Source organism: Nocardia otitidiscaviarum (genome assembly GCF_007362295.1).
GTDB classification, from domain to species: Bacteria; Actinomycetota; Actinomycetes; order Mycobacteriales; family Mycobacteriaceae; genus Nocardia; species Nocardia otitidiscaviarum.
In genome coordinates this window covers 6,192,193-6,217,053 of sequence record NZ_CP041695.1, presented here as the reverse complement: position 1 = coordinate 6,217,053, position 24,861 = coordinate 6,192,193, and the positions used below count along the sequence as shown (strand labels likewise).

Genomic DNA, 24,861 nt, shown 5'->3' with positions numbered 1-24,861 from the left:
GGTGATTCGATGCGCGGGGTCGGAGCGGGGGACGACGCGGGCGGACGGCGACGGCGCGGGCGCTGGGTGGCCGGCCTCGCCGCGACGGTGGTCGGGGCGGCGCTGCTGGTGGCGGTACCGGGGGCGGCAGCGCCGACCGCCTTGCCGGATATTCACGTCGAGGACGGTCGGTTCGTCGACGAGGCGGGGCGCACCGTGCTGCTGCACGGCGTCAACAATGTGGACAAGGACGCCCCCTACATCGAACTCGGGGACGGCTTCACCCTGACCGCCGAGGACGCGGAACTACTCGCCCGGCACGGATTCAACGTGGTCCGGCTCGGCGTCGCCTTCGACGGCCTCATGCCCACCCGGGGCGTCGTCGACACCGCGTACCTGGACCGGGTCGCCGCGGTGGTGGACCTCCTCGCCGCGCGCGGAATCTACACGCTGATCGACAATCACCAGGACGGGCTGTCGAAGATCTGGGGCGGCAACGGCTTTCCCGAATGGTCGCTGCGCTCCCGGCCCGGCGCGCTGGAGCCGAATCCGGGCTTCCCGCTCTACTATCTGATGCCCAGTATGAATCGCGGCTGGGATGAGGTGTGGCACAACGACAATGGGGTGCTGGACCAGCTCGGCGTCGCACTCGGCGCGCTGGCCGCGCGGTTGGCGGAGCGGCCGGGCATGCTCGGGATCGAGCTCATGAACGAGCCGTGGCCGGGTTCGGCCTTCCTGTCCTGCTTCCCCGACGGCTGTCCCGGCTTCGACGCCGTCTACCAGGCGGCCATGCAGCGGCTGACCGATGCGGTGCGTGCCCGCGCCGCCGATCTGATGATCTTCTGGGAACCCAATGTGACCTGGAACGAGACCATGCCCACCAATCTGGGGAGGAATCCGCCCATCACCGCGCCCGATATCGGCTTCGCGCCGCACGACTACTGCATTCCCAGCCAGTTGGCCATCTATCTGGGGCTGCCCGCGGGCCTGCGGGCACTGTGCGGGGTGCAGCAGGACAAGACCTGGGGCAATATCGACGCCTTCACCCGCCGTACCGGGATACCCACGCTGGTGACCGAGTTCGGCGACGGTGACGCCACCGTGCTGCGCAATACGCTGGTGCGCGCCGACGAGCGCTTCATCGGCTGGATGTACTGGCACTACGCCTCCCGCTTCGGGGCGGGCGGTCCGCGCCCCGATCCCTTCCACGGCGAGCTCGGCCGCGAGCTCGTGCGCACCTACCCCCGTGCCACCGCGGGCGTGCCCGGACGGATGGTCTTCGATCCCGCCGACGGCGACTTCGCCTACCGCTACACCCCGCGCCCCGCCGCCGGGCCGACCGAGATCTACGTATCGGACCTGCACTATCCGGACGGGTACCGGGTGCGGGTGGAGGGCGGCACGGTCACCTCGGCTCCGGGGGCGCGGGTGGTGACGGTGGTCGCCGACGCGAGTACGCCGGTCTCGGTGTACGTCAACCGGCCCGATTCGGCGGGTGAGACCGTCCCGGAGGGGCCGGTCGGCACCGGATCGGCGAGTAGTGGTTCGATCGAGTCCGGTTCCGCCGGAACGGGTTCGGGCGATTCAGGGTCGGCGGGGCCGGGCTCGGCGGCCACCGGCTCGGCGGGGTCGAGTTGAGGCTTCGTCGCCCCGGAAACCCGGGGCGCGCCGGTCTGTAACGGGACGGCTATCCGGCACGACACAAGGGCGCGAGACCCATAGCTGGTCATGTGCCCAGATAATTGAGAGGGAACACTTGTGAACTACTTCAGCCTGCAGTTGCTCAACAACTTCCTACCCATGATCCTCAACCTGTCGCTGCTGGGCATGCGTGGCGGTGGGATGTACTACTACTGATTCGCCGCTCCATCGCGGGACTGATGCGGTCGCCGGTCGCCTGCGGGTAACCTCAGGCCGTTCACGGCGGCCGTGAACGGTTCGGTGAGAAAGGTTTTCGCAGGTGAAGTTCGCACCAACGAGGCTTATCGCGCGCCTCGTGCTGGCTCTCGTGGCGGTCGCCGCGCTGGCCGGATGCTCGATGTTCCAAGAGGCCAGCAAGTCCGACACCGCGAAGGCGCAGGTCGGCGACTGCATCAATGTCATCTCCGGGTCCGCGGTCGACTCCGAGACGGAGCCGGTCGACTGCTCCTCCGAGAAGGCCGTCTACAAGGTCATGGACGTCCATGACACCAAGACCGAGTGCAAGGAGGAGTACACCTCCTACGAGGAGACCCTGAACGGCGGCACCACCGCGTTCCTGTGCCTGGCCCCCAACTTCAAGGAGGGCGCCTGCTACAACGAGAGCCCCACCACCGGATACAAGAGCGTGGACTGCTCCGCTCCGGAGGCGTCGTTCAAGGTGACCAAGCGCATCGACGGACAGACCGACGAGTTCCTCTGTGATACCGCGGCCATCGGCTACCGCATCGTCCCGGATCCCAAGATGACCTTCTGCCTGGGCAGCCCGCAGAGCTGACCGGGGACCGGATCGGCCCGTCGCACCTCGGGTGCGGCGGGCCGATCCGACCGGAGTCATCGCGGCCGGTGCCGACCGGGAGCCATCGCGGTTCAGTCGACCAGGGCCACCGAGGCGATCCGGTGCAGCGTGAAGGTGCGCACCGTGCCGGTCACCGTGTCCAGGGCGTCGAGTTGGCCGCCGCCCACCTTGACCGGCTCCACCACCCGCTGCGTGGCCACGCCCTGGGCGTCCACGTAGCCGATGTGCACCGGACGGTGGACCCGGGCGGCCAATTGCAGCAGGGCGAGGGTGGCGGCGGTGCTGGTGCGGGTGCCGTCCGAACGCACCGCCTGACCCGAACGCGCCTGTGCCGCAAGCTCTCCCGCGCGCAGCTCGCCCACCAGCGAGCGCAGTTGCTCCGGGCTCGGTGGGTTCGGACGGTACACCGGCCGCGCATTCGGGCGCGAGGCGACGCGAACGCCGCGCGGCCGCAGATCCACCACGGCCCCGGAGGAATCCTCACCGGCCGGGCTGAAACCCGCCGCACGCAACTGCTCCAGCACCTCGCCCAGCGGCGCCTGGGAGATCGCCACCGTGGGCGCGACGGCTCGCAGCGCCAGCTGTCCGGCCACCGGGGCGGCCAGCACCTCGGCCAGCAGCGCCGGATCCTCGCTGCGCACGAAGGATTGCGCCATCCCGACCCGCAGCCGGCCGTGGCGGCGCGCCACATCGTCGATGAGGTAGGTCAGCGACTGCGGAACCGGGGTGCGCGAGTGCGTGGTGAACAGATTGTGGAGTTCCGCGGCGGTGGCTCCGGCGTCCAGGGCGCGCCGCACGGACGTGTCGCTGATGCGGTACACCGTTGCGGCACCGGCGGATTCCACCTCGGCGACCAGGGCGATGCGGTCCTGGAGTTCGGGTGTGAGCGGTCCGGGCGCGATGACCGTCAGATCCGCCTGCACCAGGACGTGGTCCACCGGTTCCGGCAGCGCCGCCGCCATCGCGGCCTCGGCATCGGCGGGTCCGGATTCGTTGCCGTGCAGCAGGGCTCGACCCGCGGAGGTGAGCGCGCCGTGCGCCACCAGTCCCAGCGCCTGTGCCTCGGCCAGGGTGCTCGCCACCGCGTCGGTGCGGAAGTGCCGCCGCCAGCGCGGCTGCCGCCAGGCCAGCACCCGGCTCAGCTCCGCCGCCGACACCGCTGTGCCGGAAGGGAATCCGCCCAACAGGTCGAGGATGGCGCGGCGATCGCGAACGGCGTGCAGGGTACGCAGCTCGGCCGACAGCGCGGCCAGAGGTTTGTCATTGGCGTCGCGCAGGCCGATCATCCACGGGAAGCGGTCCAGCTCCAGCCAGGCGCGGGCGAGCACCACCCAGCGCTTGGCGGGTGCGGCGGCGGCCCAGGCGTCGGCGGTGGTGGTGGGGGCCCAGTAGTCGTCGGCCTCGGTGTCCGGTGCGGGTTCGGGAATGCCGCGGTCCACCAGACGGGCCGCGGTCAGCACCTCGGCGAGCAGTCCGAGGCGAGACTCGTCGATACCGGTCTGCTTGGCGATGCGCCGGATCTCGCGCACCCCGAGCCCGCCCGAGCGCAGCACGGGAGCCGGTGTGCGGCCCAGGGATTCCAGCAGTGTGGCGCTGTGGCGCAGCAGTTCGCCGACCTCACCGGCGGCGGCCGCGTTCACGTCGGCGGCGGTGAGTTTGGTGGTCGCGGGCTGCGGCGGGGTGAGCGCGTGCGGATCGGTGGTGGGTTCGCGCCGCAGCACCTGGCCGACCATGGGCGGCAGTTCGACGGTCTCCGCGTCGATCCAGTTCAGCAGTCGGCGCGCCAGCAGTCGCTGTACCGGGCGATCGGCGGGCGTGCCCGGCGCGGCATCGCGGGTGCGGCCGCGCGGGCCGGTGGTGGCGAGCTTGTCCAGCAGAGCGCGTTCCTGGGCGGTGAGTTCGCCCAGCGCGGAGTCGATCTCGTTCGCGGTGAGGGCGTCGGGTATCTCCGTGGTGCTGCCCAGCGGCCACGGCAGCGCCTCCTGGGCGGACGGGGTGAGCCGCAGCGCCTTGTCCGAGCCCCAGACCAGGGCTCGCGCCCGCAGCCGGTCCACGGCGGCGTTGATCGGCTTCTTGCCCACCCGATCGCCCAACAGCTCGTGCAGGCGCGTTCTGGGTATGGCGACGGGCGCACGGGCGTCGGCGGCTCCGTGCACCGCCAGGGTCTCGATCACCGCGAAATCGAGCGTGTCCAGTTCGTCGGTGGCCCGCAGCACGGAGGCCCGTTGTTCGGTCCGCGCCGCCAGTACGGCCATCGAACCGGGCAGCGGCACAGCCAGATCCGGCCGCAGCTGCAACAGCTGAACCAACTCGTCGTCCGATCGGGCTGCCAGCCACTCCGTCAGCGAGGCGGCCTCGGCGGCGGCCTTGCGGCCCTTCGCGCCGGTCGCCCTGCCGCGCCCAGCGGCCTTCGTCCCCGACGTGGCGGCTCCGGACCGCCGGTCGGCCTCACCCGCACCCACGGCCGCCGGGCCGCTCCCGGAGGAATCGACGACAGGCGCGCTTGCTGCGGCCGTGGTGGCGGGCGCGTCCGCACCGGGTGGGGTACTCGCACCACTCGTGGCGCTTTCGGATGCCGAACCCGGATCATCCGCGTCGTCCACGACGTTGGATTCGGCCGCCGCTCCGCTCGCCGCTGTGGTCGGCGCGCTGTCGCCCACCGGTGGTGCCGAGCGCGGATCACCGGCCGCATCCGGTGAGGCGCCGCCGGACGGTGCGGAAGCCGGTGCGCCGTCGGCGAACTCGGTGTGGTCGGGGCCGCTATCGGTCACGGCGGACCAGCGGGGCGCGGTGGCAGGACGACCGGCCGGTATGCGTCGGGGGGCACGTTTCGATGGCCGTCGCGCCGAATCCGTGGTGCGACGGCCACCGCGCGACGTGTCGCGCCACGAACCGCATGGGGTGAAGCGTCGTCAGCGGTTGATGACCGTGTGCGGGTGCACGTACGGCAGCTGATCGACCGGAAGCGGAAACTCGGTGTCCTCGCCGTAGGGGGAGAGGTTGCCGGAACGAGTCGACGACAGTTCGGTCACGGCATGCTCACCGCTCGGCACTTCCGGCCAGCCATTGTCGACATACGGTTTCTTCGATTTGTTCACCACGGGCTCATTCTGGCATGGGGAGGGTGGGGCCGCCTGCCCCGGCACCCGGATATTCCGACGGGGACGGCGCTTTTCCGGCAAACGGGGGTGCGGTGGCACGGGTCGCCCGGCTCCCGGGGATGTCGGGCGTGTGCTCGGCACAGCGAAGCCCCGCATCGATCGATGCGGGGCCCGGCCGTACGCGACAGGGATTCGCGACAGGGATTACTGCGGAAGCAGGTTCTTGTTGGCCTCGAAGAAGTCCACCACCGCGGGATCGAGCTTGACGCCACCGTTCTTGGCCGCGTCGACGAAGGCACGAGCCTCCTGCGGGATGTCGATGCCGTTCTGCTGCGCGACCTCGAAGGCGCGGTCGACGGCCTGGAAGACCTGCTGGCTGCTGTCGGCGGCCTGGGTCTGCGGCGCGGCGCCGGGGTTCCAGCGCGGGGTCTCCTCGGCCGGGGCGCTGCGCGGCGTCGGAGCGCTGCTCAGGCCGAGGCTGGAGGAGCAGGAGGGCCAGGCGCCCCAGCCCTGGGTCGCGAGCACGCGCTCGGCGACGACGATCTGCTCTTCGCGGCTGGCCTGGTAGGCGTTGGGGGCGAATTCGCCGCCGCCGTGGGCGCGCCACGTGCTGGGCGAGAACTGCAGGCCGCCGTGGTACCCGTTGCCGGTGTTGATCGACCAGTTGCCGCCTGCTTCACACTGTGCGAGGCGATCCCAATCGGAGTCGGGAGCCGCGCTGGCGTTGCCCGCCAGGGCCACTCCGGCGCCGCTGATCATGGCGCCGGTGACGGCGACCTTGGCGACGGTGCGGCCGGTGTTGGTCGGCTTGCGATGGCGTCCACTCATGTTCGGGTCGTTTCCTCTCGTACGCTCCTGCGAGGCCGACTACCGGGGGCGAACTGAGAGGTCGTCCGTCCCGGCGCGCTGGTGCGCGCTGTTCCTCGCCCTCACCCCTGGTTCCGTGTGGGGGTCCGTACCCGCGGGGTGAGGTTCGGTGCGGCGGGCCGGTGGCGCCGGGCTGACCCGGCTAGCGAGAGACACTACGACTACCGCCGCGAAAAATCACTATTTGGTAACCGGCGGGTCTGATCGAGTGGCGATCCGGCACAAGGGCTTCCGCAGACCCGTCTGTGCTGGTGGTCACGGCGTGTCTGGCCCGAGAGGCTCCTGTCACCGCGCCGTTATCGGCTCGTTATGTGATGAAGATCACATGTGTAGCCGAGTAACGGAATGGGCAATCCGCGTGTCCGCGGGTACCCCCGGCGGGTTACCGCGCGCGCCGACCGGACCACAGCGCGAACACCACTCCGCACAGAAAACCGAGCGGTGCGCACATGGCGAGGAGATAGAGCCAGAGCCCCGGCTCCGAATCGGCGAGAATCGCCCAGCCGAAAATGCCGATGATCGCCAGCAATCCAATGGCGAACAGGACGATCGCGGTACGCAGCAGCCAGGTCCCGGACCTGCGCGGGGTCGAGTTCGAGGAGGTGTCGGACACCTCGAGACCATAAAACTGATGTGCTCGGGCTATTCACACCGGGGTAGACTCGAAGCATTCGCGTCCCTCATACCTGTGTGGGGCGCGTTCTTTCGCAAGTGGATAGGTTGCGGACGTCTGGTCCGACAACGAGTTGTGCCCGGGAGGCCGGGCATCCGAACAACGAACGGGTGAGCGCAGTGCCGACCGGCAAGGTGAAGTGGTACGACGTCGAAAAGGGCTTCGGCTTCCTTTCCCAGGATGAGGGTGAGGACGTCTATGTCCGGTCGTCCGCATTGCCGGAGGGCGTGGAGGCCCTCAAGCCCGGTCAGCGGGTGGAATTCGGCATGGCGGCGGGTCGACGCGGTCCCCAGGCCCTGAGCCTCAAGCTGCTGGAGACCCCGTCCGTGCGCGGCCAGGGGCGCGGTGAGCGCCGCAATGCCGAACCCGCCGCTCCGCGAAAGACTCCCGACGAACTGCACGGTCTCGTCGAGGACATGATCAAGCTGCTGGAGATGAAGGTGCAGCCCGACCTCCAGCGCGGCCGCTACCCCGATCGCAAGATGGCCCAGCGCATCGCCGAGGTCGTGCGCGGGGTCGCCCGCGAACTCGATCACTGACCGCCCGAAACGACGGGCCCCGATGAGCATTCGCTCACCGGGGCCCGATTACGTTGGCGGACAGTTTGTCCGGGCGGTCAGTCCGCGGTGCGGATGGACCAGGCGGCGTGCGGGATATAGCCCTCTTCACCGGTGGTGGTGTCGCGGGCCAGGATCGGCAGCTGCACCTCCACGCCGAGCAGCGGCAGTCGCTCGGCGGACGGAATGGTGATGGCGACCGTGCCCTCGTCGAAATCGCGGTGCGAGATCCGCTGCGGCATGATCGCTCCGTCGGGCAATTCGTAATAGGCCACCGCCACCCAGGGGCTGCGCGCGATCGACTGGGGCAGCGACAGCTGGAGCGGATACCCGCCCGGCACCTCCAGATCGGCGAATTCGCCGGTGCGGCAGTCGGAGTCCGCGGGACAGTCCAGGGCGACGGGCAACTGCGTCTCGCCGTCCTTGGGCAGCACCAGGCAGTCCGCCATCTGCACGGAGCAGTACATGAAGGGCTCGACCGTCACGGTCCTGCCGTGCGCGTAGGCGGTGATGGCGGGCTTCGGCTCGTCGGCGTTGCGCACCGCGAGCGCCACCACCGTCGCGACGGCGGCCACGAATACGAGCAGCGCCGCTGCGACGAGGGCGAGGATCGTGCGGGCGTTCGGTTTGCTCACCGTTGCTTCCTGTCCGTCATGTGGCGGGTTCCCCCGCGCCGTGTGTGCGGGAGGTCTCCTGTTTCGCGTGCTGAGGTCGGTTGCCGCCCAAACCGGGCAGCAGCGAATGACCACGGTAGCTGACCACGGTCTGTACCAGACCGAGCGCCATGATCGCCGTGACCACCAGGAAACCCTTCCAGTACTCGGTCGGCAGCAGCACACCCGCCGCGCCGCCCAGCACCCACGACAGTTGCAGCACCGTCTCCGAACGGCCGAAACCGGAGGCGATGGACTCCGGCGGCAGATCGTCCTGGATGGAGGCGTCCAGCGACACCTTGGCCAGCGCGCTCGCCCCCGCCGCCACCAGCGCGGCCACCGCCGCGCCGATCAGATTGCCCAGGATCGCCGCCAGCACCGTGACCGCCACACAGGCGATGGTGCAGCTGAGCACGATGAGCGACGGGCGGCCCAGTTTCATGCGCGCCCCGGTGGCATTGCCGGTGAAATTGCCGACGGCGGCCGCCGCACCGACCACACCGAGCATGGCGGCCTGCTGCACCGGCCGATGTTCGGTCGCCTTGGCGACGAACGCCACGTAGAACGTCAGGAACCCGGTCAGGATGCGGATGGTGCCATTGCCCCAGAGCCCGGTCACCACCGCCCGGCCCAGCGGCTGCCGCCGCTTGCTCGGCTGGATCTTCGCCGCCTGACTCGGATCGAGCACCTCGGTGCGGGCGTCGCCGCCGTGATAGCCGAGGGTCGCGGGCACCTCGCCCTCGGTGACCTCCACCCACGACGGAATCCGCAGGCTCAGATAGCACCCCGCGCCCGCCAGCACCGCCGCGAACACCAGCGCCCCCGGCGTGTGCAGCACCGAGGCGATCAGACCGGTGACACCGCCCGCCACCAGCGTGCCGCCCACCAGGCCGAAGACGGTGAGCCGGGAGTTGGTGCGCACCAGGTCGATTCCCGGCGGCAGCACCCTGGGTGTGACCGCCGATTTCAGCACCGAGAACGACTTGCTGAGGATCATCATGCACAGCGCCAGCGGATACAGCGCCCAGGTGTCGTAATTGAAGATCAACAACACCGCCACCACGACGCGTATCGCGAACGAACTCGCCAGCGCGATCCGGCGACCCCGTTGCAGCCGGTCCAGCATGGGCCCGATGAGCGGAGCGATCACCGCGAACGGTGCGATCGTGATCAGCAGGTACAGCGCCACTTTCGTCTTGGACTCGGCGGTGGCGCTGGCGAAGAACAGCGTATTCGCCAGTGCCACCGCGATGGCGGCGTCGGTGGCGAAATTGGCCATGGTGGCGTAGACGAGCGCGGTGAGTCCGGACTCCTCCGCGCCGTCGGCCTTGGCCGCGCGCTGGAAGGTCGCGAAGCCGCGATTGGTGAGCTCGATGCCGCGCCGCGCGGCGACCCGGGTGACGGTCAGCTTGCGCGGTGGCTTCTGTAGGCCCGGACTGGTGATCGCACGGGTGCGTTCCGGATGGTCCGGATCGGTGGCGGCGAACCGGGCGGTCGGCGGCAGGTCGCCGGAATCGGGCGCGGTGGGCTCCGAGGCTCCGCTCGTGGGCAGTGCCCCGGCCCCGGACGGCGTCCGCCGGGCGGAACTCTGCCGGGCGGAACTCTGCGTGGGCGCCATGCCGCCGCCCGGTTCGCCGGGGGAGCGGGTGCCGCCGCGCGGTTCGTCCGGCGGCACGGGGACACCGCGCCGCGTCGCCCGCGACCGGTCGGCCCGGCGCGCCAGGAATTCCGGCAGGTCCGGATCATCCGGCGGCGGTGTGCGCGCGGGTGTGTTCGGCGGCGGATAGCGGTCGTACCCGGGGTGCCGATCGATGAGCGGGTACTCCTCGTCCCTCCACCGCCCGGACTCGGCGTCAGGGTCACGAGGAGATGTCACGGCACCAATTCTTGCAGTGTCCACCGACGGCGTCGCGGGCCGCCGCACCCGGACGTGCCCACCAGCGCGAATGCGATGGGCGGGACCGTCACTCCGGGACGAAGCGAACCTCGAAGGACGTGGGCCACTTCTTGCCGGTGAGCAGGAAGCGGTCGGTGCCGGGGATGTGCGCGATGCCGTTGAGCACATCGCTGGACGGCGTGCGGGCCGAGCGCGGCAGCAGCCCGGACGCGTCGATGACGGCGAGCACGGTGCCGGTCTCGGGGTCGATGCGCAGGATGGTGTCGGTGGGCCAGGCGTTGGCGTAGACGGAACCGTCCGGCGCGCAGTCGAGTTCGTTGAGCCGCGTATCGCCGCGGCTGGCGAGGGTGACCTCGCCGACGGGGGCGAAGGTCTCCGGATCGCGGAAGGTCAGGGTGGCGGTGCCATTGCTCATGACGATGCGGTCGCCGCGCGTGCACAGGCCCCAGCCCTCACCCTCGTAGTCGGTGCGGCGCAGTTCGGTCAGGGTCTGAGCGTCGCGGGCGATGGCGACGCCCTCGGTGTAGGTGAGCTGCCACAGCACATCACCGGCCCGCGTGATGCCCTCCCCGAACAGCGGTGCCGGCAGGTCGGCGCGGGCGTGTTCGGCGCCGGTGGCCAGGTCGCTGGTGCGGACCAGGGATTCACCGGGCAGGCCGGTGCTCTCGTACAGCACGCCGTCGCGGATCTCGAGGCCCTGGGTGAACAGGGCCGGATCGTGCGGGCGCGTGGCCACCACCTCGGCGCGCAGCCGCGGCGCGTCGTCCGGTTCCGCCGCGCCGCACGCGGCGGCGGCTCCGAACAGCGCCGTCGCCGCCAGAAACACGGCGATGCGCCGTCCGAACAGGCCAGTCACCACCGGTGCACGGTGTTTGCGCTCCATACGGCAAAATGTAGGACGTGAGCGCTGTTCCTGTTTCGGAGTCCGGTGTGCGGCCGATCCTGGCGGAGGCGGTCGAGCAGGCCCGTCGCGCGCTCGTGGAGCTGGAACCGACCGGTGTCGGTGTCCATCTCGGCGTGTCGGCGGAGGACGAGTCCTCGGCCACCCATCACTTCGAGGCCACCCTGCCCGGCTACCGCGGCTGGCAGTGGGCGGTCGTGGTGGCCGCGCCGCCGGAGGCCGACCACGCGACCGTGAGCGAGTCCGCACTGCTGCCCGGGCCCGACGCCCTGGTGGCTCCCGACTTCATTCCGTGGGATCAGCGCATCCGCCCCGGCGATCTGGCCCCCGGCGATCTGCTGGCCCCGCCCGCCGACGATCCGCGCCTGGTCCCCGGCTATCTCGCCACCGGCGATCCGGTCGTCGACGACGTCGCCCTGGAGTTCGGACTCGGCCGCAGCCAGGTGCTGTCCCGCGAAGGCCGCGAGGAAGCCGCCGACCGCTGGTATTCCGAATTCGGTCCCGACACCGATATGGCCCGCGCCGCCCCCTCCACCTGTGGCCTCTGCGGCTTCTACGTCCCGCTCGCCGGTTCCCTGCGCGCCGCCTTCGGCGTCTGCGCCAACGCCATGGGCGCCGACGGCCACGTGGTCCACGTCGACTACGGCTGCGGCGCCCACTCCGACACCGTCCTCCCCACCGGCTCCGGCTCCCCCCTCTACGAGGCCTACGACGACGCCGCCGTCGAGGTGATCCCCGCCGCCGACCTGCGACGGCCGGAGGAGGCGAACACACCCGCCAGCGCACCGGAATCGACCGAGGCCCCGACGGACGCCGGCCAGGATGCCGAGCAGGCGGCCATCATCGAGGAAACGGCGGCCGACGACGGCACCCCTGCCGCCGCTGATGGCGCCAACGCCACCGCCGCGCCGACGCCGGACCGTGCGGATGCCCCCACGGCGTCGGCCGAGGCTGTCGTGACCGGCGAGTCCGTTGCGGAGCGCGAGAGCACCACCGAATCGACGGGGATGGTCGGCGAGCGCGTCGAGTCGACCGGCGCGGCCGTGGAGTCGGCCGCGCCCGCCGACCCCTCCGCAGGGTCGACCGCGGCGGGCGCATCCGCGACCGGTTCCGTTGCGGCGGAGACCGATTCCGCGAGTGGTCTCGCTTCCGGAAACCCGAGTGGATCCGCCGAGGCGACCGCGAATACCGCCGAAACGAGCGCGGGTACCGAGTCGGCTGACGCGGCCGGGGAGTCGGCCGATCTCGCCGACGCCGCGGCGCGGGCGACCGTGGCGGGTGTTGCGGAGTCGAGTGCGGCTGTGGTCGATACGACCGGTGCTGCGGATTCCGGAGCGGCGGGTGCCGTGGCCGAGGCGGAGGTGACTCCCGTCGGGATGGTCGCCGCCGCGGCTGACGCGGACGCGACCGACGTGGTCGAGTTCCACGGGGCCGCCGAGGCGGTCGCACCCGTCGAGGTGCCGGGTGGGGAGTTCGGTGCGCCGGTGGCCTACTCGTCGGATCCGGCGGTCGCCGCGGCGTCCGGGGCGGGGGTGGTGGACTCCGGTGAGGCCACGCTGTTCGATCTGTACGACCCGGATGCCGGGCCCTACGACGATGCCTGGGGCGTCACCGCGGTGAACGTGGAGCCGCAGGGCGGCGAATCCGCGCCGGGATCGAACTGAGTCCGCGGCGGGATCGTCCCCGCCGCGTCTTCGAGCGATTCGACTCCCGTATCGCTACGCACCGCCGTGGAAGGGGTGTTCGGATTGGTTAGCGGGGTGGCGGATCCGTTCGGGACCGCGGCATTGCGCGAGGGTGTGCTCGCCGCTTGGCGCGGCTCGCCCACCCGTCTGCGGGAGGACGCGGCCACCGAGGCGGATCTGGTGCGGGCGGGCTACCGCGACCGGGTGCTCACCGAATTGGCCCAGAACGCCGCCGACGCCGCGGCCAAGGCCGGGGTGGCGGGTCGTATCGCGGTGTGGCTGAGCGACGGCCGCCTGCACATCGCGAATACCGGTGTGCCCCTGGATGTCTCGGGCGTGCACGCGCTGACCGCCCTGCGCGCCTCCGCCAAGACCGGCGCGGACACCGCGGTGGGCCGCTTCGGCGTCGGTTTCACCGCGGTGCTGAGCATCGCCGACGAGATCGAGTTCCGCTCGACCGGCGGCTCGGTGCGGTTCTCCCGCGCGGACACCCGGCAGGCGTTGCGCGAAAGCGGCATTCGCATCCCCGATACCGAGCACCCGTTCGAGCCACCCGCGTTGCGCCTGGCCTGGCCGACCGAACACACCCCAGCACCGGATTTCGACACCGAGATCATCCTCACCCCACGCGCCGATGTGGACATCCCCGCCCTGCTGGCGAGCATGCGGGCCGAAGCCCTCGACCTGCTGCTGGAACTGCCCGCCCTGCTCAGCATTCGGATCGAGTCCGACGAATACACCAGCACGGTGACCGACCTGCCCGCCCCGGCGCCCGTGAGTCGCGGTGGCGATGGCAACGGCCTGGCGCGCGCACACGTCGTACTCGACGATGTGGAGCACGCGGACGGATACGGTGTCCCGGTCGACCGGGCCGCGCGCGCGAATGCGTTCCAACCCGCCGTCCCGGAGAAGACCGCGCATTCGGCAGTGCACGGCGGCGCGGGATCCGACCGGGCTGTCGGCGGCCTACAGGAGGTGCGGATCACCGGTCCGCGCGGGGAGGTGCGCCGCTGGTGGCAGTTTCGGACCGGCCGGGCCCGGTGGTTGCTTCCGCTGCGGGACGGTCGTCCGGTCGCCGCCGCACCCGATGTGTTGCGGGCGCCGACCCGTTCGGACGAGGAACTCTCCCTGCCGGCGCTGCTGATCGCCGACATTCCCATGCAACCGGATCGCCGCCGCTTGCTCCCCGGCGCGCGCATTGCCGAGTTGGCCTCCGGTTACGCGGATTTCGCGCGTGCTCTGCCCGCCCGTGACCGGCTGCTCCTGGTTCCCACGCCCGGCTTCGCCCGTAGTGAGGCCGATGGTCTGCTGCGCGAGGCGCTGGTCGCGGAACTGGGTGAGCAGCCGTGGCTCCCGGTCCTCCACGCCGAACCGGAGGATGAACCCGTCCCTGCCGCGGCGGACCTCGCAGTGGTGGCCGTCGAGCGGCCCCGGCGGGCGAGCGTATTCATCGGGGTGACCGATGAATTGGCGGGTTTGCTCGCCGAAATCGTTGGTCCGCTGGTGGTTCCGGAGTTGTCCGGCCGGTCGACCGCCGATGCGCTGTCGGTGCTGGATGTGCACCGGATCGGGTTGGCGCGGATCGCGGAGCTGTCGGGGAGTGTGGAACGCGCACCGCAGTGGTGGTATTCGCTCTACGACGCGCTGGAGCCGTTCGTCGGCGATCCGCTGGCGGTGGAGGAGTTGGGTGCGCTGGCGGTGCCGCTGGCGGACGGTCGGATGGTGACCGGGCCGCGCACCGTGGTGCTCGACGACCACCTGGAGTCCGCGGTACCGGTGCACTGGGCGCGCCTGGTGCATCCGGAGGCGGCGCATCCGCTGCTCGGGCGGCTCGGTGCGCGCCCAGCGGGTCCCGAGGAGCTGCTGCGTGATCCGGCGCTGCACGCCCAGCTCGAGCACGATCCCGCCGATCCGGACACGGTGGAGGCGGTGTTGAGCCTGGCCGCGCACGCCAATCCCGGCGCGGGCATCGTCGAACCCGGTTCCGGAGCAACGGATCCGGTCCGAGGTGAGCTGGCCGCCCCGGTCCCCGGACTGCTGCCCACCTGGCTCGGCCTGCTCGAAATCCCGGACGACACCGGCGATCTCGTCCCCGCCGACGAATTGCTGCTTCCGGATGCCCCGCTGGCGCGGGTCCTGGTCGAGGATTCGCCCTTCGGCACCGTCGCCGACGACCTGGTGCGCCGCTACGGCCCGACCGCCCTGCGGGCGGTCGGCGTGGGCTGGGGTTTCACCGTGGTGGCGGAATCGGATCCGACCGGCCCCGACCATCATCTCGACGACGAGGAGACCTGGTGGGAGACCCTCGCCGAGGATCCGCCGGAGCTGCTCGCCGTCCGCGATCTGGATCTGGTCGATCCGGAGCAGTGGCCGCGGGCCCTGCGGCTGCTGCTCGCCGACCCCGCCACGCGGCCGCTGCTCGCCGACCGCGACGGCTATACGGCGTGGTGGCTGCGGACGCACGCGCGCATCGGCGGCACCGCGCTGGGCCTGTTCCGCCACCCGGCCGACCCGGTCTTCGCGGGCCTGCTGCCGGTGCTGTCCATGGGCACCGAGACCGACGCGGCCGACATCGACGCGCTGCGCGCCGTGCTCGCCGATCCGGAGATCATCACTCCGGAGCTGGCCGCCGAACTCCTCGCGGCTCTCGCGGACCCGTCGAGACATCCGACCGCGGAGGCGATTTCACGAACCCATGAGCGGCTGGCCGCGGCCACCGCCGCGGGCCGCCTGGACCTGGACGATCTGGTCCTGCCCGAGCGGGTGCGCGCCCTCTCCGGGGCGGTCATCGACGCCGCCGACGCCCTGGTGCTGGATCTGCCCTGGTACGGCCTGGCACTCCCGCCGGACCGGCTGGTGGTCGGCGATATCGACTCGGCCTCGCGGCTGGCGGCGCTGCTGGACCTGCCGCTGGCCTCGCAGGCCGTCACCGCGCGCGTCGAGGGCACCGGCCGCCGCACCACCTGGTCGGCCGAACCGCTCGGCGTGCTGTGGCGCATGCAGAGCGGACAACCCACCCCCGCAGGCGATCTCGTCGTCCACGACGAACTGCGGGTGCGGCTGTCCGGTGCGTACGAGGCGACCGTCACGGTGCCGTGGTGGCGTGACGGCGCGGACACCCACGTCGTATCGCAGCCGCGTCCGGCGCACTAGCGAAGTCCGGCAATCGGGCGTAACGGGTCGGCGGCCGTTCGAGCGCGGGTGCGGCCGTCCGGTATCGGCGGCCCGTCCGGCGTCGGGCTATTCGCTGAACTGCACCACCGTCTGCGCCAGCAGGTCCATCTGCTCGCGCACCGCCGCGCTGTCGTTGTCCACCAGCCAGCGCAGCACGATCCCGTCGATGGCGGCGAGCATGAAGCGGCTGATGACGCCGACGGGGGCGGACCAGCGGGTGCCCGTCGCCTCGCGGGCGTGTTCGATGATGTCGGCGACCGTGGAATCGTTGAACGCGTACTGTTCGCGGGCGATGGCGAGTTTCGCCGGTGTCTGTTCGCTTTCGCGGAGGGCGTAGGTGGTGGTCTCGTAGGTGAGCAGTTGCCGTTCCGGGGTGGCTTCCACGTTCTGCCACATGAGTTCCAGGCCGGCGCGTATCAATTTTTGAAGTGATTCTTTTCCACTTCCGACGTCCTGCCATACCGTTTCGTTGGCATCGACGGAATCGCGCAATTCCATCGAGAGCGCTTTGACCAACTCGGTCATGAGCGCGTCCTTGTTTTCGAAACAGTAATGCACCACACCGAGCGAAACACCGGCTGCCTGAGCTACATCGCGCGTGGTAACTCCTGCCACGCCCTTTTTTTCGGCAAGGCCGATGGCCGCCTCGATAAGGTGGGCCCGTCGTTCTTCGACGCTCAATCGGGAGGACACTCCAGGGAGTTAAGCCTTCAAGAGCCGCGCAGTCAATTCGCGCGTCGGGAAAGTCTCCACTGGACGTGTGTCCAGTTCTGTGGTTCGCTGCGAGTTGGTACGAAGGGAGTCGCCGAATGGTGGTGTCGCGCAGGACTGTTCTGGCTGGTGCGGCGGCGGGATCCGCCGCGCTCACGGCCGCCGCCACGATCGCGCTGCCGGGCGGGTCGGCACACGCGACTCCCGGCGGCGACTACCTGATCGGTGTGGGCATTTCCGACATCACCGGCCCGGCGGCCGAATGCGGCATGATGGGTTACTCCCAGCTGGAACAGACCACCGCCGGAATCCACCTGCGGCCCAGGGCCCGCGCCTTCATCATCGGCAGCGGTGACCAGCGGATCGTGTACGTGGTCGCCGACAACGCCATGATCTTCCAGTCCGTGCACCGCGGCGTCCTCGACGAACTCGCCCGGCGCTTCGGCGACCGCTACACCGAGCAGAACGTCCTGCTCACCGCCACGCACTCGCACGCGGTGTGCGGCGGCGCCAGCCACGACTACGCCTACAACCTCTCGATTCTCGGCTTCCAGCGGCAGGTGTACGACGCCGAGGTGAACGGAATCGTGGAGGCCGTCGTCGCCGCGGACGCCGACCTCGGACCCGGCAGCCTCGAACTCGGACGCGGGGAATTGCACGACGCCAGTGTCAATCGCTCGCGAATCGCCTTCGATCGCAATCCCGAAGCCGACAAACGGTATTTTCCGAATGCCATCGATCCGGCCGTCACCGTCCTCTCCCTGCGCAAGGGTGGTCGACAGGTCGGCGTCATCACCTGGTTCGCCACCCACAACACCTCCATGAGCAACACGAATCGGCTCATCAGCGGTGACAACAAGGGTTACGCGTCCTTCGCGTTCGAACACGGCGAGCGCGGCGTCCGGTACCTCGACGGCGGAGTCGATTTCCTCGCCGCTTTCCCCCAGACCAATAGCGGCGACATGTCGCCCAATCTGAACCTGCGCCCGACCTCCGGCCCCACCGAGGACGAGTTCGAGAACACCCGAATCATCGGCGAGCGTCAATACCGCGCCGGAAAGGCCGCACTCGCCACGGCGCGCACGATGCGCGGGCCGGTGGACGCCATGCTCTGCTATATCGACCTGTCCGACATCGCGGTGGACGGCCGCTACACCCAGAACGGGCAGCCCCGGCACACCGCACCCGCCTGTGCGGGCGTCTCGCTCATCGCGGGCAGCATCGAGGACGGGCCCGGACTGCCGGGCGTGCCGATTCCCGAAGGCGTGCGCAATCCGTTCGTGGACGCGCTCGGCGGCGCGAACATGCCGGTGCCGGACTGGCTCACCGACGCACAGGCGCCGAAGGCGATCGTCGCGCCGCTGGGCCTGCTGCCGCCGGTGCCGTGGGTGCCGAGCGTGGTGCCGATCCAGATCGTGCGCATCGGCGAGCTCTATCTCGCCTGCGGCGGAGCGGAATTCACCATCGTCTCCGGGCTGCGTATCCGCCGCACCGTCGCCGCGGCGCTCGGGGTGCCGCTGGAACAGGTGCTCATGCAGGGGTACGCCAACGCCTACCACCAGTACGTGACCACCCCGGAGGAGTACGACGCCCAGCAGTACGAGGGCGGCTCGACGCTCTACGGTCGCTACACGCTGCCCGCGTACCAGCAGGAATTTGACCGGCTGGCAACGGCTTTCGCCGACCGGCAGCGGGTGCCGCGCGGCCCCGCGCCGCGCGACGTCTCGGCCATGCAGCCCAGCTTCGTGCCCGCCCCCGGCCCGGACGCCACCCCGCCCGGCCTGGATTTCGGTGCGGCACTGCTACAACCGGCCGCCGCCTACACCCGCGGTGAACAGGCTCAGGTCGAATTCGTCTCGGCCCACCCCAAACACAACCCCCGCCGCAACGGCACCTTCCTGGAAGTGCAGCGCCACACCGGCGGCGAGTGGACCCGCGTCGCCAACGAGGGGGAATGGGCGGTGAAGTACCACTGGTCCCGCCGCGGCCCCGACATCTCGACGGCCCGCTTCACCTGGGACATCCCCGCCGACGCCACCCCCGGCCGCTACCGCTTCCAGCACTTCGCCGACCACCTCGCCCCCGACGGCACCCTGCACCCCTTCACCGGCCTCAGCGCGGAATTCGACATCCGCTGACCAGGACGGGTCCGTTCCGGGCCGCCGCTCGCCTCAGAGCCCGACCTGAGCCCCCTTGTCCCCCCGTCGCGCCCCGCGCCGCTGAATGGCGAAGATCGTGTAGCCGAGCAGGCCCACCGCCAGCCCCATGAGGCACACCGGCCGCGCCTCGTGCCACCGGTCGCCACTGGCGAACACCACCAGCGTGGCGACCAACCAGGCGATACTGCCGATCGCCAGCACCGGCCGCGGATCGGTGAAGCGCGGCGGAATCTCCGGTACGGGTCGAGTCACCCCACCAGCCTAGAGCGCCCCGCCCGGCCATGAGCGGATCCCGCCCGGCGACGCAGCGATCCGGCCCGGCCGCGCGTGCGCTCGCCCACGCAGGGATCCCGCTCGACCACGTGCGCATCCCACCTGGCCGCGTGCGGTGCGCGTGCTGCCCCTGCCCAGCTACGCGCTGTCACTTTGCCGCCGGAAATTCGCGGTGTGGCCCGGATGGGACAGGGATTGTTCGGGCTGGGTCGAATGTCGGGTTGTGGCGGATTCGGGACGCCGGGGGCGGGCGGCTGGATGGCGGGTTTCGGCCGTTGTCGGGGTGTTCGCCTGCTGTGGTGGGGCATGATCGGTAGGTGGGCGGCCGGGCGATGGGACGGTGGCCGAGTCCGGCGTGCGGTGCGAACGTGCGCGGTCCGGGGCCGAACAGCCGCCCCCGACGCGGCTGGTCCCGTATCGTTTGCCTCTGTGACAACGCCTTCCGATATTCGAGCGCTCGCTGGTGACCTCTCACTGGCGGTGGTGCGCTTGACGCGACATCTGCGGGGTAGGCGAGCCGATGCCCAGATTTCGCTGACCCAGCTCTCGGCGCTCGCCACCCTGAACCGGGAAGGCGCCATGACCCCCGGCACACTGGCCGCCAAGGAGCGGGTGCAGCCGCCGTCCATGACCCGGGTGATCGCATCGCTCACCGAAATGGATCTGGTGGAGCGCAATCCGCACCCGACCGACGGGCGGCAAATCATCGTGTCGCTGTCGGATGCCGGGCGGGCGCTCATCGCCGATGAGACCAGCGCGCGCGAGGCGTGGATGACCGAACAGCTCAGCGGACTCAGCCCGGAGCAGCTGAAGGTGCTCGAGGAGGCCGTCACGATCATGAAGCAGATCGTCGACGAGTCGGAGTAGCGCGCGTCAGGCCCGCACCGGCTGGGACCCGAAAGGCTGGTCGCTGGAGACGATTTCGCGCCCCAGTGGGAACAGCGAGACCGGAACGAGCTTCAGGTTCGCCCAGGCGAACGGGATGCCGATGATGGTGATCGCCAGCGCGATACTGGTGAAGATGTGGCCCAGCGCCAGCCACCAGCCCGCGACGATGAACCACACCACATTGCCGAGCATGGACGGCACGCCCGCCCCCGGCTTCTCCACGGCTTCCCGCCCGAACGGCCACAGCACGAACGAGGCGAGCCGGAACGACGCGATACCCCACGGAATGGTGATGATCAGGATGCAGCAGATCAACCCCGCGACGATGTAGCCGACCGCCATCCAGAACCCGACCAACACCAGCCACAGTACGTTCAACAGCAGTCTGAGCACGCTCACCTTCCCCAGCATGCCAGCACCCCCGAACCTCCGCCACCGCCCGTGACCGGCACGTGATCGGCCGGATTCGCCAGCGGGCATCGCCTGTCGCGGCCCGCCGCCACGCGGGACACCCCGCGTGGACCTCCGGCCGGAACGGGATCAGAAGAACCAGCCGAGCTCCGGGTCGCGGTCGGTCGCGAAGGCTTCGTCGACGGCCCGCAGGTGGGCGGGGTCCTTGACCTGGATTCGGTTGGCGGCGGCCAGAACTCGGGCGCGGTGGCCGCCGAGGTAGAGGCTGGACAGTTCCGCGGTGCCGAGTTCCAGGTCGGCGGAGCGGGTGGTCGGCTCGCATTCGGCAATGCCGTCGCGCACCCGGAGGGCGAAGGTGCCGCCCGCGTCACGGAACGGATCGTGCACGGCCACAACCACATCCAGGTCGCACCGGTAGGTGCGCGCGGTCAGGGCGGCGGGCACGTCCATGATCCGGACCCACAGATGATCGCGCCGACCGGTGACCTGCACGAGGCGCGGATCGGTGAGCAGGTAGGGGAGCGGATCGTTGTCGGCCAGATCGCACACCACCCGGTCCACCAGATCCAGTCCGAGCAGCACCCGCCACAGCGCCGCGTGCGCCTCCGCGGTGACGGCCCGGAACTCCCAGACGGTCGCGACCGACTCCTTCTCACCCCATTCCCGGCGGTAGAGCACATAGCCGTCCGGATGCAGCAGCGCGTACAGCGTCGACGCGCCGCCGCGATAGCGCGGCGGGTCGGCGAAACAGAGCCGCCAGGCGGGGTCTGGGCGTTCCTGCGCGCCGGGCACCAGCCGCCGCCAGCGGTCGTACACGTCGCGGATGCGGGCCTGGGTCGCCTCGTCCACGGGCGCGATCTCGACGCCGCCGGGATCCAGTGTGGTGGGCCGGAATTGGACCCTATGCCGGTCGATGCTGATGAAATCGCGCTCGATGGCGGTGCCGTAGCCGAACCGGCCGTAGATGGTGCCCTCGCTCGCGGTGAACATCGTGAGCGGCAACCCCTCCGCCTCGGTGCGCGCGTGCTGCTCGGTGTAGAGCGCGCGCAGGATGCCGCGCCGCCGGTGCGTCGGAGCCACCGCCACCGCGGAGATGCCGGAGGCCGCCACGGTCCGCTCCCCGGGCACGGTGACGGTCATCGGCCGGTCCACGGCATGACCGACGATGCGGTCGCCGTCCATGGCGAGCAGGGCGCGCTCGGCGGTGAACAGATCGGGGATGATGTCGAGTTCGGCCTGGTCGTAGCGCTGGCCGAAGCCGGTCTCCAGCAGGTTCACGACCGCGGGCCAGTCGTCGCGGGTGGACGAGCGGATGGTGATGCCATTCGTCGATGCCATGACCGGACGATCGCACGCGGGCGTGGGGATCCGCACCTGAATTTCCCTCCGGGTGCGAACGGAGTCCACCTGCCGCCCCCGCCGCGGCAGGTGGGCTCCGCTCTACGAAGGAGCATGCGCGCTCGCGCTAGTCGGGTTCTAATGATCCGCTTGCGTTCGAGCCGCGGGTGGATGTGCGGGGAGGTGCTGTGGCCATACGCGCGAAACCCGCCCTCCGGGTGGAAGGCGGGTTTCGGGGACGCCTGGTCAGCGGCCGGTGATGTCCTGGTAGTCGCGCTCGCCGTAGCCGGTGTAGATCTGGCGGGGGCGGCCGATCTTCAGGGGCTCGCTGTGCATTTCACGCCAGTGGGCGATCCAGCCGGGCAGGCGGCCCATGGCGAACAGCACGGTGAACATGCGGGTGGGGAAGCCCATGGCCCGGTAGATGACGCCGGTGTAGAAGTCGACGTTCGGGTACAGGCGACGCTCGATGAAGTAGTCGTCGGTGAGCGCGGCTTCCTCGAGCGCCTTGGCGATGTCGAGCAGCTGGTCGTCGCCGCCGATCTTGGACAGGATCGAGTCGGCGGCCTTCTTGACCAGGGTCGCGCGCGGGTCGTAGTTGCGGTAGACGCGGTGCCCGAAGCCCATGAGCTTCACGCCGTCTTCCTTGTTCTTGACCTTGCGGACGAACTCCTTGACGTCACCGCCGGCGGCCTTGATGTCGTCCAGCATCTCCAGCACGGCCTGGTTGGCGCCGCCGTGCAGCGGACCCCAGAGCGCGTTGATGCCGCCGGAGACGGAGGTGAACAGGTTGGCGTCGGAGGAGCCGACCAGGCGCACGGTGGAGGTGGAGCAGTTCTGCTCGTGGTCCGCGTGCAGGATGAGCAGCATGTCCAGGGCCGCGGCGACCTCGGGGTCCACCTCGTACGGCTCGGCCGGGAAGCCGAAGGTCATCCGCAGGAAGTTCTCGACCAGCGACAGCGAGTTGTCCGGGTACAGGAACGGCTGGCCGACCGACTTCTTGTAGGCGTAGGCCGCGATGGTGGGCAGCTTGGCCAGCAGGCGGATGGTGGACAGCTCGACCTGCTCGGGATCGCGCGGGTCCAGGGAGTCCTGGTAGTACGCCGACAGCGCGTTGACCGCCGACGACAGCACCGGCATCGGGTGCGCGTTGCGCGGGAAGCCGTCGAAGAACCGCTTCAGGTCCTCGTGCAGCAGGGTGTGGCGGCGGATGCGGTCGGTGAAGTCGTCCAGCTGCGACTGGGTCGGCAGCTCGCCGTAGATGAGCAGGTAGCTCACCTCGATGAAGGTGGACTTCCCCGCGAGCTGCTCGATCGGGTAACCGCGGTAGCGGAGGATGCCCGCCTCACCGTCGATGTAGGTGATCGCCGACTTGGTCGACGCGGTGTTCATGAAGCCGGGGTCGAAGGTGGTGTACCCGGTGCTGGCGAGCAGCTTGCCCAGGTCGATCCCGTCATTGCCCTCGGTCGCACTGGCGACGGTCATCGGGTACTCGCCACCGGGGTAGGACAGCACCGGCTTGGCGTCGTCGTCGACGTTGATGATGTTCTCAGCGGGCACGGAAGGATCCCTCTCAGGCTTGTAACCGTCGGCATCGGTGCGGTCGGCACACGGTGCGCTTACCCTCAACGCTAGTCGCTGTCCGGAAGGCCCGACTAATGAGGGTCACCCTTGACTACCTCACAGTCACTTCGTCACGAGGTGAGGTTCGGTGCGGTCATGTGGTATCGGCATGGACCGCTCCCGCGACCGAGATCATCCGTTTCGGGCCGGTAGGTCGGCATGTGTGCGGCTGACCCGGTAGCGCACGAAGATCGGGAAGGCGATCACCGAGATCACCATGCCGATCACCACGAGCAGACCGCCGCCCGCCGCGGCTACAGCGGTACCCACCGCGGCCGCCGCGAAACCATGGGCAACATCACCGATTCGCGGTCCGCCCGCCACCACCACGATGAACACGCCCTGCAGGCGGCCGCGCATCTCGTCGGTGGCGACCTGCTGGAGCATGGTGGTGCGCAAAGCGGCGGAGAACATGTCGACCGCGCCGCCGAAGGCCAGGCAGGTCAAGGCGATCCACAGCCCGACCGTCATGCCGAGGCCGTGTCCGGTCGCGCCCACCGCGACGCCGAAGCCGACCATGGCCAACCCCCACAGCACGATCAGCCAGATCACGGCCAGTCCTTGCCGGCGGATGCGCGACAGCCAGCCGGAGAACACGCCGCCGAGCACCGCGCCCACCGACATGGCCGCGAAGAGCAGGCCCAAAGCCGTTCCGCCCGAGGGGGAGTCGCCGAAGCTGTGCTGCGCGATCTCCGGGAACAGCGCGCGCGGCATCCCGAAGACCATGGCGACGATATCGACGGCGAAGGAGGCCAGCAGCACCTTCTGGGTGGCGAGGTAGCCGAAACCGTCCAGCACCTCCCGGATTCCGGCGCGGCGGGTCTCGCCGACGGGAGGGATGGGCGGCAGCTTCCACACCGCCCACACGGTGGCGAGCAGGGCGACGGCATCCAGCAGATACAGCATGGCCAGCCCGGTGACCGGAATGAGCATGCCCGCCGACACCGGCCCGGCGATGGCCCCGAACTGCATGACCGTCATGGACAGCGAATTCGCCGCGGGCAGTTGCTCGCCGGGCAGCAGTCGCGGATAGATGGCGGCGCGGGCGGGCTGGTTCACCGCGAAGAACGCCTGCTGCGCGGCGAACAGTCCGAGGATCAGCCATGGATTGGTGTTCCCGGCGGCGGCCTGCGCCCAGAACGCCAGGGCGGTGAGGCCGGTGCCGGTGCTGGTGATGAGCAGCAGGGTGCGGCGGTCCATGGCGTCGGCGAGCGCGCCGCCCCACAGACCGAACCCGATGAGCGGGACGAGGCCGAAGAGGCCGGCGAGGCCGACGTAGGACGAACTCTGCGTGATGTCGTAGAGCTGCTTGGGGACCGCCACGACGGACAGCTGCGCGCCGATGACGGTGACGATGCCGGTGGTCCAGAGTCGACGGAAATCCGGATTCCGCAGCGGGGTGACGTCGGCGAGCAGCTTCACCGCCAGGAGATTAATGGGATGAATTGATCGGCGGCAGCGGATTTCCGGTGAT

19 protein-coding genes and 1 pseudogene are annotated in these 24,861 nt (G+C 70.2%); 7 read left to right on the top strand and 13 right to left on the bottom strand.

The window, feature by feature from the left end:
* Positions 1-9: 9 nt before the first annotated feature.
* Both FOH10_RS27820 and FOH10_RS27815 read left to right on the top strand, forming a co-directional pair.
* The gene (locus FOH10_RS27820) at positions 10-1,617 is read left to right on the top strand and encodes an endoglycoceramidase I (protein ID WP_143982918.1); all 1,608 of its coding nucleotides are present in this window, start codon (positions 10-12) and stop codon (positions 1,615-1,617) included.
* Between the two features lie 322 nt (positions 1,618-1,939).
* Positions 1,940-2,455 carry an LppU/SCO3897 family protein gene (locus FOH10_RS27815; protein WP_029930914.1) on the top strand — a complete coding sequence of 172 codons (516 nt, stop codon included), beginning with the start codon at positions 1,940-1,942 and terminating at the stop codon, positions 2,453-2,455.
* Positions 2,456-2,547: 92 nt separating this feature from the next.
* Here the strand turns inward: FOH10_RS27815 and FOH10_RS27810 are convergent, their stop codons facing one another.
* The 4 genes from FOH10_RS27810 to FOH10_RS27795 all read right to left on the bottom strand — a co-directional run bounded on the left by FOH10_RS27810 (position 2,548) and on the right by FOH10_RS27795 (position 7,057).
* Positions 2,548-4,821 carry a helicase-associated domain-containing protein gene (locus tag FOH10_RS27810; RefSeq protein ID WP_244962127.1) on the bottom strand — a complete coding sequence of 758 codons (2,274 nt, stop codon included), beginning with the start codon at positions 4,819-4,821 and terminating at the stop codon, positions 2,548-2,550.
* Between the two features lie 567 nt (positions 4,822-5,388).
* A complete protein-coding gene (locus tag FOH10_RS27805; protein WP_029930916.1) occupies positions 5,389-5,577 on the bottom strand; it encodes a hypothetical protein in 189 nt (62 codons plus the stop codon).
* Between the two features lie 204 nt (positions 5,578-5,781).
* Entirely contained in the window at positions 5,782-6,405 is a 624-nt protein-coding gene (locus FOH10_RS27800; RefSeq protein ID WP_143982917.1) for a transglycosylase family protein, read from the bottom strand.
* Positions 6,406-6,826: 421 nt separating this feature from the next.
* The gene (locus FOH10_RS27795) at positions 6,827-7,057 is read right to left on the bottom strand and encodes a hypothetical protein (protein ID WP_029930918.1); all 231 of its coding nucleotides are present in this window, start codon (positions 7,055-7,057) and stop codon (positions 6,827-6,829) included.
* Positions 7,058-7,236: 179 nt separating this feature from the next.
* Here FOH10_RS27795 and FOH10_RS27790 point away from each other — a divergent pair, with 179 nt between their 5' ends.
* Positions 7,237-7,656, top strand: coding sequence for a cold-shock protein (locus FOH10_RS27790; RefSeq protein ID WP_029930919.1), 420 nt, complete (start codon positions 7,237-7,239; stop codon positions 7,654-7,656).
* Between the two features lie 77 nt (positions 7,657-7,733).
* Here FOH10_RS27790 and FOH10_RS27785 read toward each other — a convergent pair whose 3' ends face one another.
* The 3 genes from FOH10_RS27785 to FOH10_RS27775 all read right to left on the bottom strand — a co-directional run bounded on the left by FOH10_RS27785 (position 7,734) and on the right by FOH10_RS27775 (position 11,107).
* A complete protein-coding gene (locus FOH10_RS27785; protein WP_143982916.1) occupies positions 7,734-8,309 on the bottom strand; it encodes a DUF2771 domain-containing protein in 576 nt (191 codons plus the stop codon).
* Positions 8,310-8,325: 16 nt separating this feature from the next.
* Positions 8,326-10,203, bottom strand: a complete 1,878-nt coding sequence (locus FOH10_RS27780; RefSeq protein WP_425326105.1) for an MFS transporter — start codon at positions 10,201-10,203, stop codon at positions 8,326-8,328.
* A gap of 88 nt (positions 10,204-10,291) precedes the next feature.
* Entirely contained in the window at positions 10,292-11,107 is an 816-nt protein-coding gene (locus tag FOH10_RS27775; RefSeq protein WP_143982914.1) for a glutaminyl-peptide cyclotransferase, read from the bottom strand.
* Positions 11,108-11,154: 47 nt separating this feature from the next.
* On the opposite strand from FOH10_RS27775, the pseudogene FOH10_RS36155 reads away from it, so the two are divergent.
* A pseudogene (locus tag FOH10_RS36155) lies at positions 11,155-11,949 on the top strand (DUF3027 domain-containing protein); the annotation flags it as partial.
* Positions 11,950-12,885: 936 nt separating this feature from the next.
* On the top strand, positions 12,886-15,963 hold the full coding sequence (locus tag FOH10_RS27765) for a sacsin N-terminal ATP-binding-like domain-containing protein (protein ID WP_244961403.1): 3,078 nt from the start codon (positions 12,886-12,888) through the stop codon (positions 15,961-15,963).
* A gap of 87 nt (positions 15,964-16,050) precedes the next feature.
* Here the strand turns inward: FOH10_RS27765 and FOH10_RS27760 are convergent, their stop codons facing one another.
* Positions 16,051-16,665: a TetR/AcrR family transcriptional regulator gene (locus FOH10_RS27760; protein WP_228807462.1), complete on the bottom strand. Its 615-nt coding sequence runs from the start codon at positions 16,663-16,665 to the stop codon at positions 16,051-16,053.
* A gap of 128 nt (positions 16,666-16,793) precedes the next feature.
* Between FOH10_RS27760 and FOH10_RS27755 the strand changes: the two genes are divergently transcribed.
* Positions 16,794-18,833: a neutral/alkaline ceramidase gene (locus tag FOH10_RS27755; RefSeq protein ID WP_143982913.1), complete on the top strand. Its 2,040-nt coding sequence runs from the start codon at positions 16,794-16,796 to the stop codon at positions 18,831-18,833.
* A 33-nt stretch (positions 18,834-18,866) separates the two neighbouring features.
* On the opposite strand, the gene FOH10_RS27750 is transcribed toward FOH10_RS27755, so the two are convergent.
* Positions 18,867-19,106, bottom strand: coding sequence for a DUF2530 domain-containing protein (locus FOH10_RS27750; RefSeq protein ID WP_029930927.1), 240 nt, complete (start codon positions 19,104-19,106; stop codon positions 18,867-18,869).
* A gap of 450 nt (positions 19,107-19,556) precedes the next feature.
* Between FOH10_RS27750 and FOH10_RS27745 the strand changes: the two genes are divergently transcribed.
* Positions 19,557-19,994 carry an Rv0880 family HTH-type transcriptional regulator gene (locus FOH10_RS27745; RefSeq protein WP_029930928.1) on the top strand — a complete coding sequence of 146 codons (438 nt, stop codon included), beginning with the start codon at positions 19,557-19,559 and terminating at the stop codon, positions 19,992-19,994.
* 6 nt (positions 19,995-20,000) lie between these two features.
* Here the strand turns inward: FOH10_RS27745 and FOH10_RS27740 are convergent, their stop codons facing one another.
* The 4 genes from FOH10_RS27740 to FOH10_RS27725 form a co-directional block, all read right to left on the bottom strand.
* The gene (locus FOH10_RS27740; protein ID WP_228807614.1) at positions 20,001-20,357 is read right to left on the bottom strand and encodes a YccF domain-containing protein; all 357 of its coding nucleotides are present in this window, start codon (positions 20,355-20,357) and stop codon (positions 20,001-20,003) included.
* Positions 20,358-20,555: 198 nt separating this feature from the next.
* Entirely contained in the window at positions 20,556-21,764 is a 1,209-nt protein-coding gene (locus FOH10_RS27735; protein WP_143982912.1) for a GNAT family N-acetyltransferase, read from the bottom strand.
* 246 nt (positions 21,765-22,010) lie between these two features.
* Complete coding sequence (locus FOH10_RS27730) at positions 22,011-23,324, bottom strand: citrate synthase (protein WP_143982911.1); 1,314 nt, start codon at positions 23,322-23,324, stop codon at positions 22,011-22,013.
* A 195-nt stretch (positions 23,325-23,519) separates the two neighbouring features.
* Entirely contained in the window at positions 23,520-24,809 is a 1,290-nt protein-coding gene (locus tag FOH10_RS27725; protein WP_143982910.1) for an MFS transporter, read from the bottom strand.
* Positions 24,810-24,861: the final 52 nt, after the last annotated feature.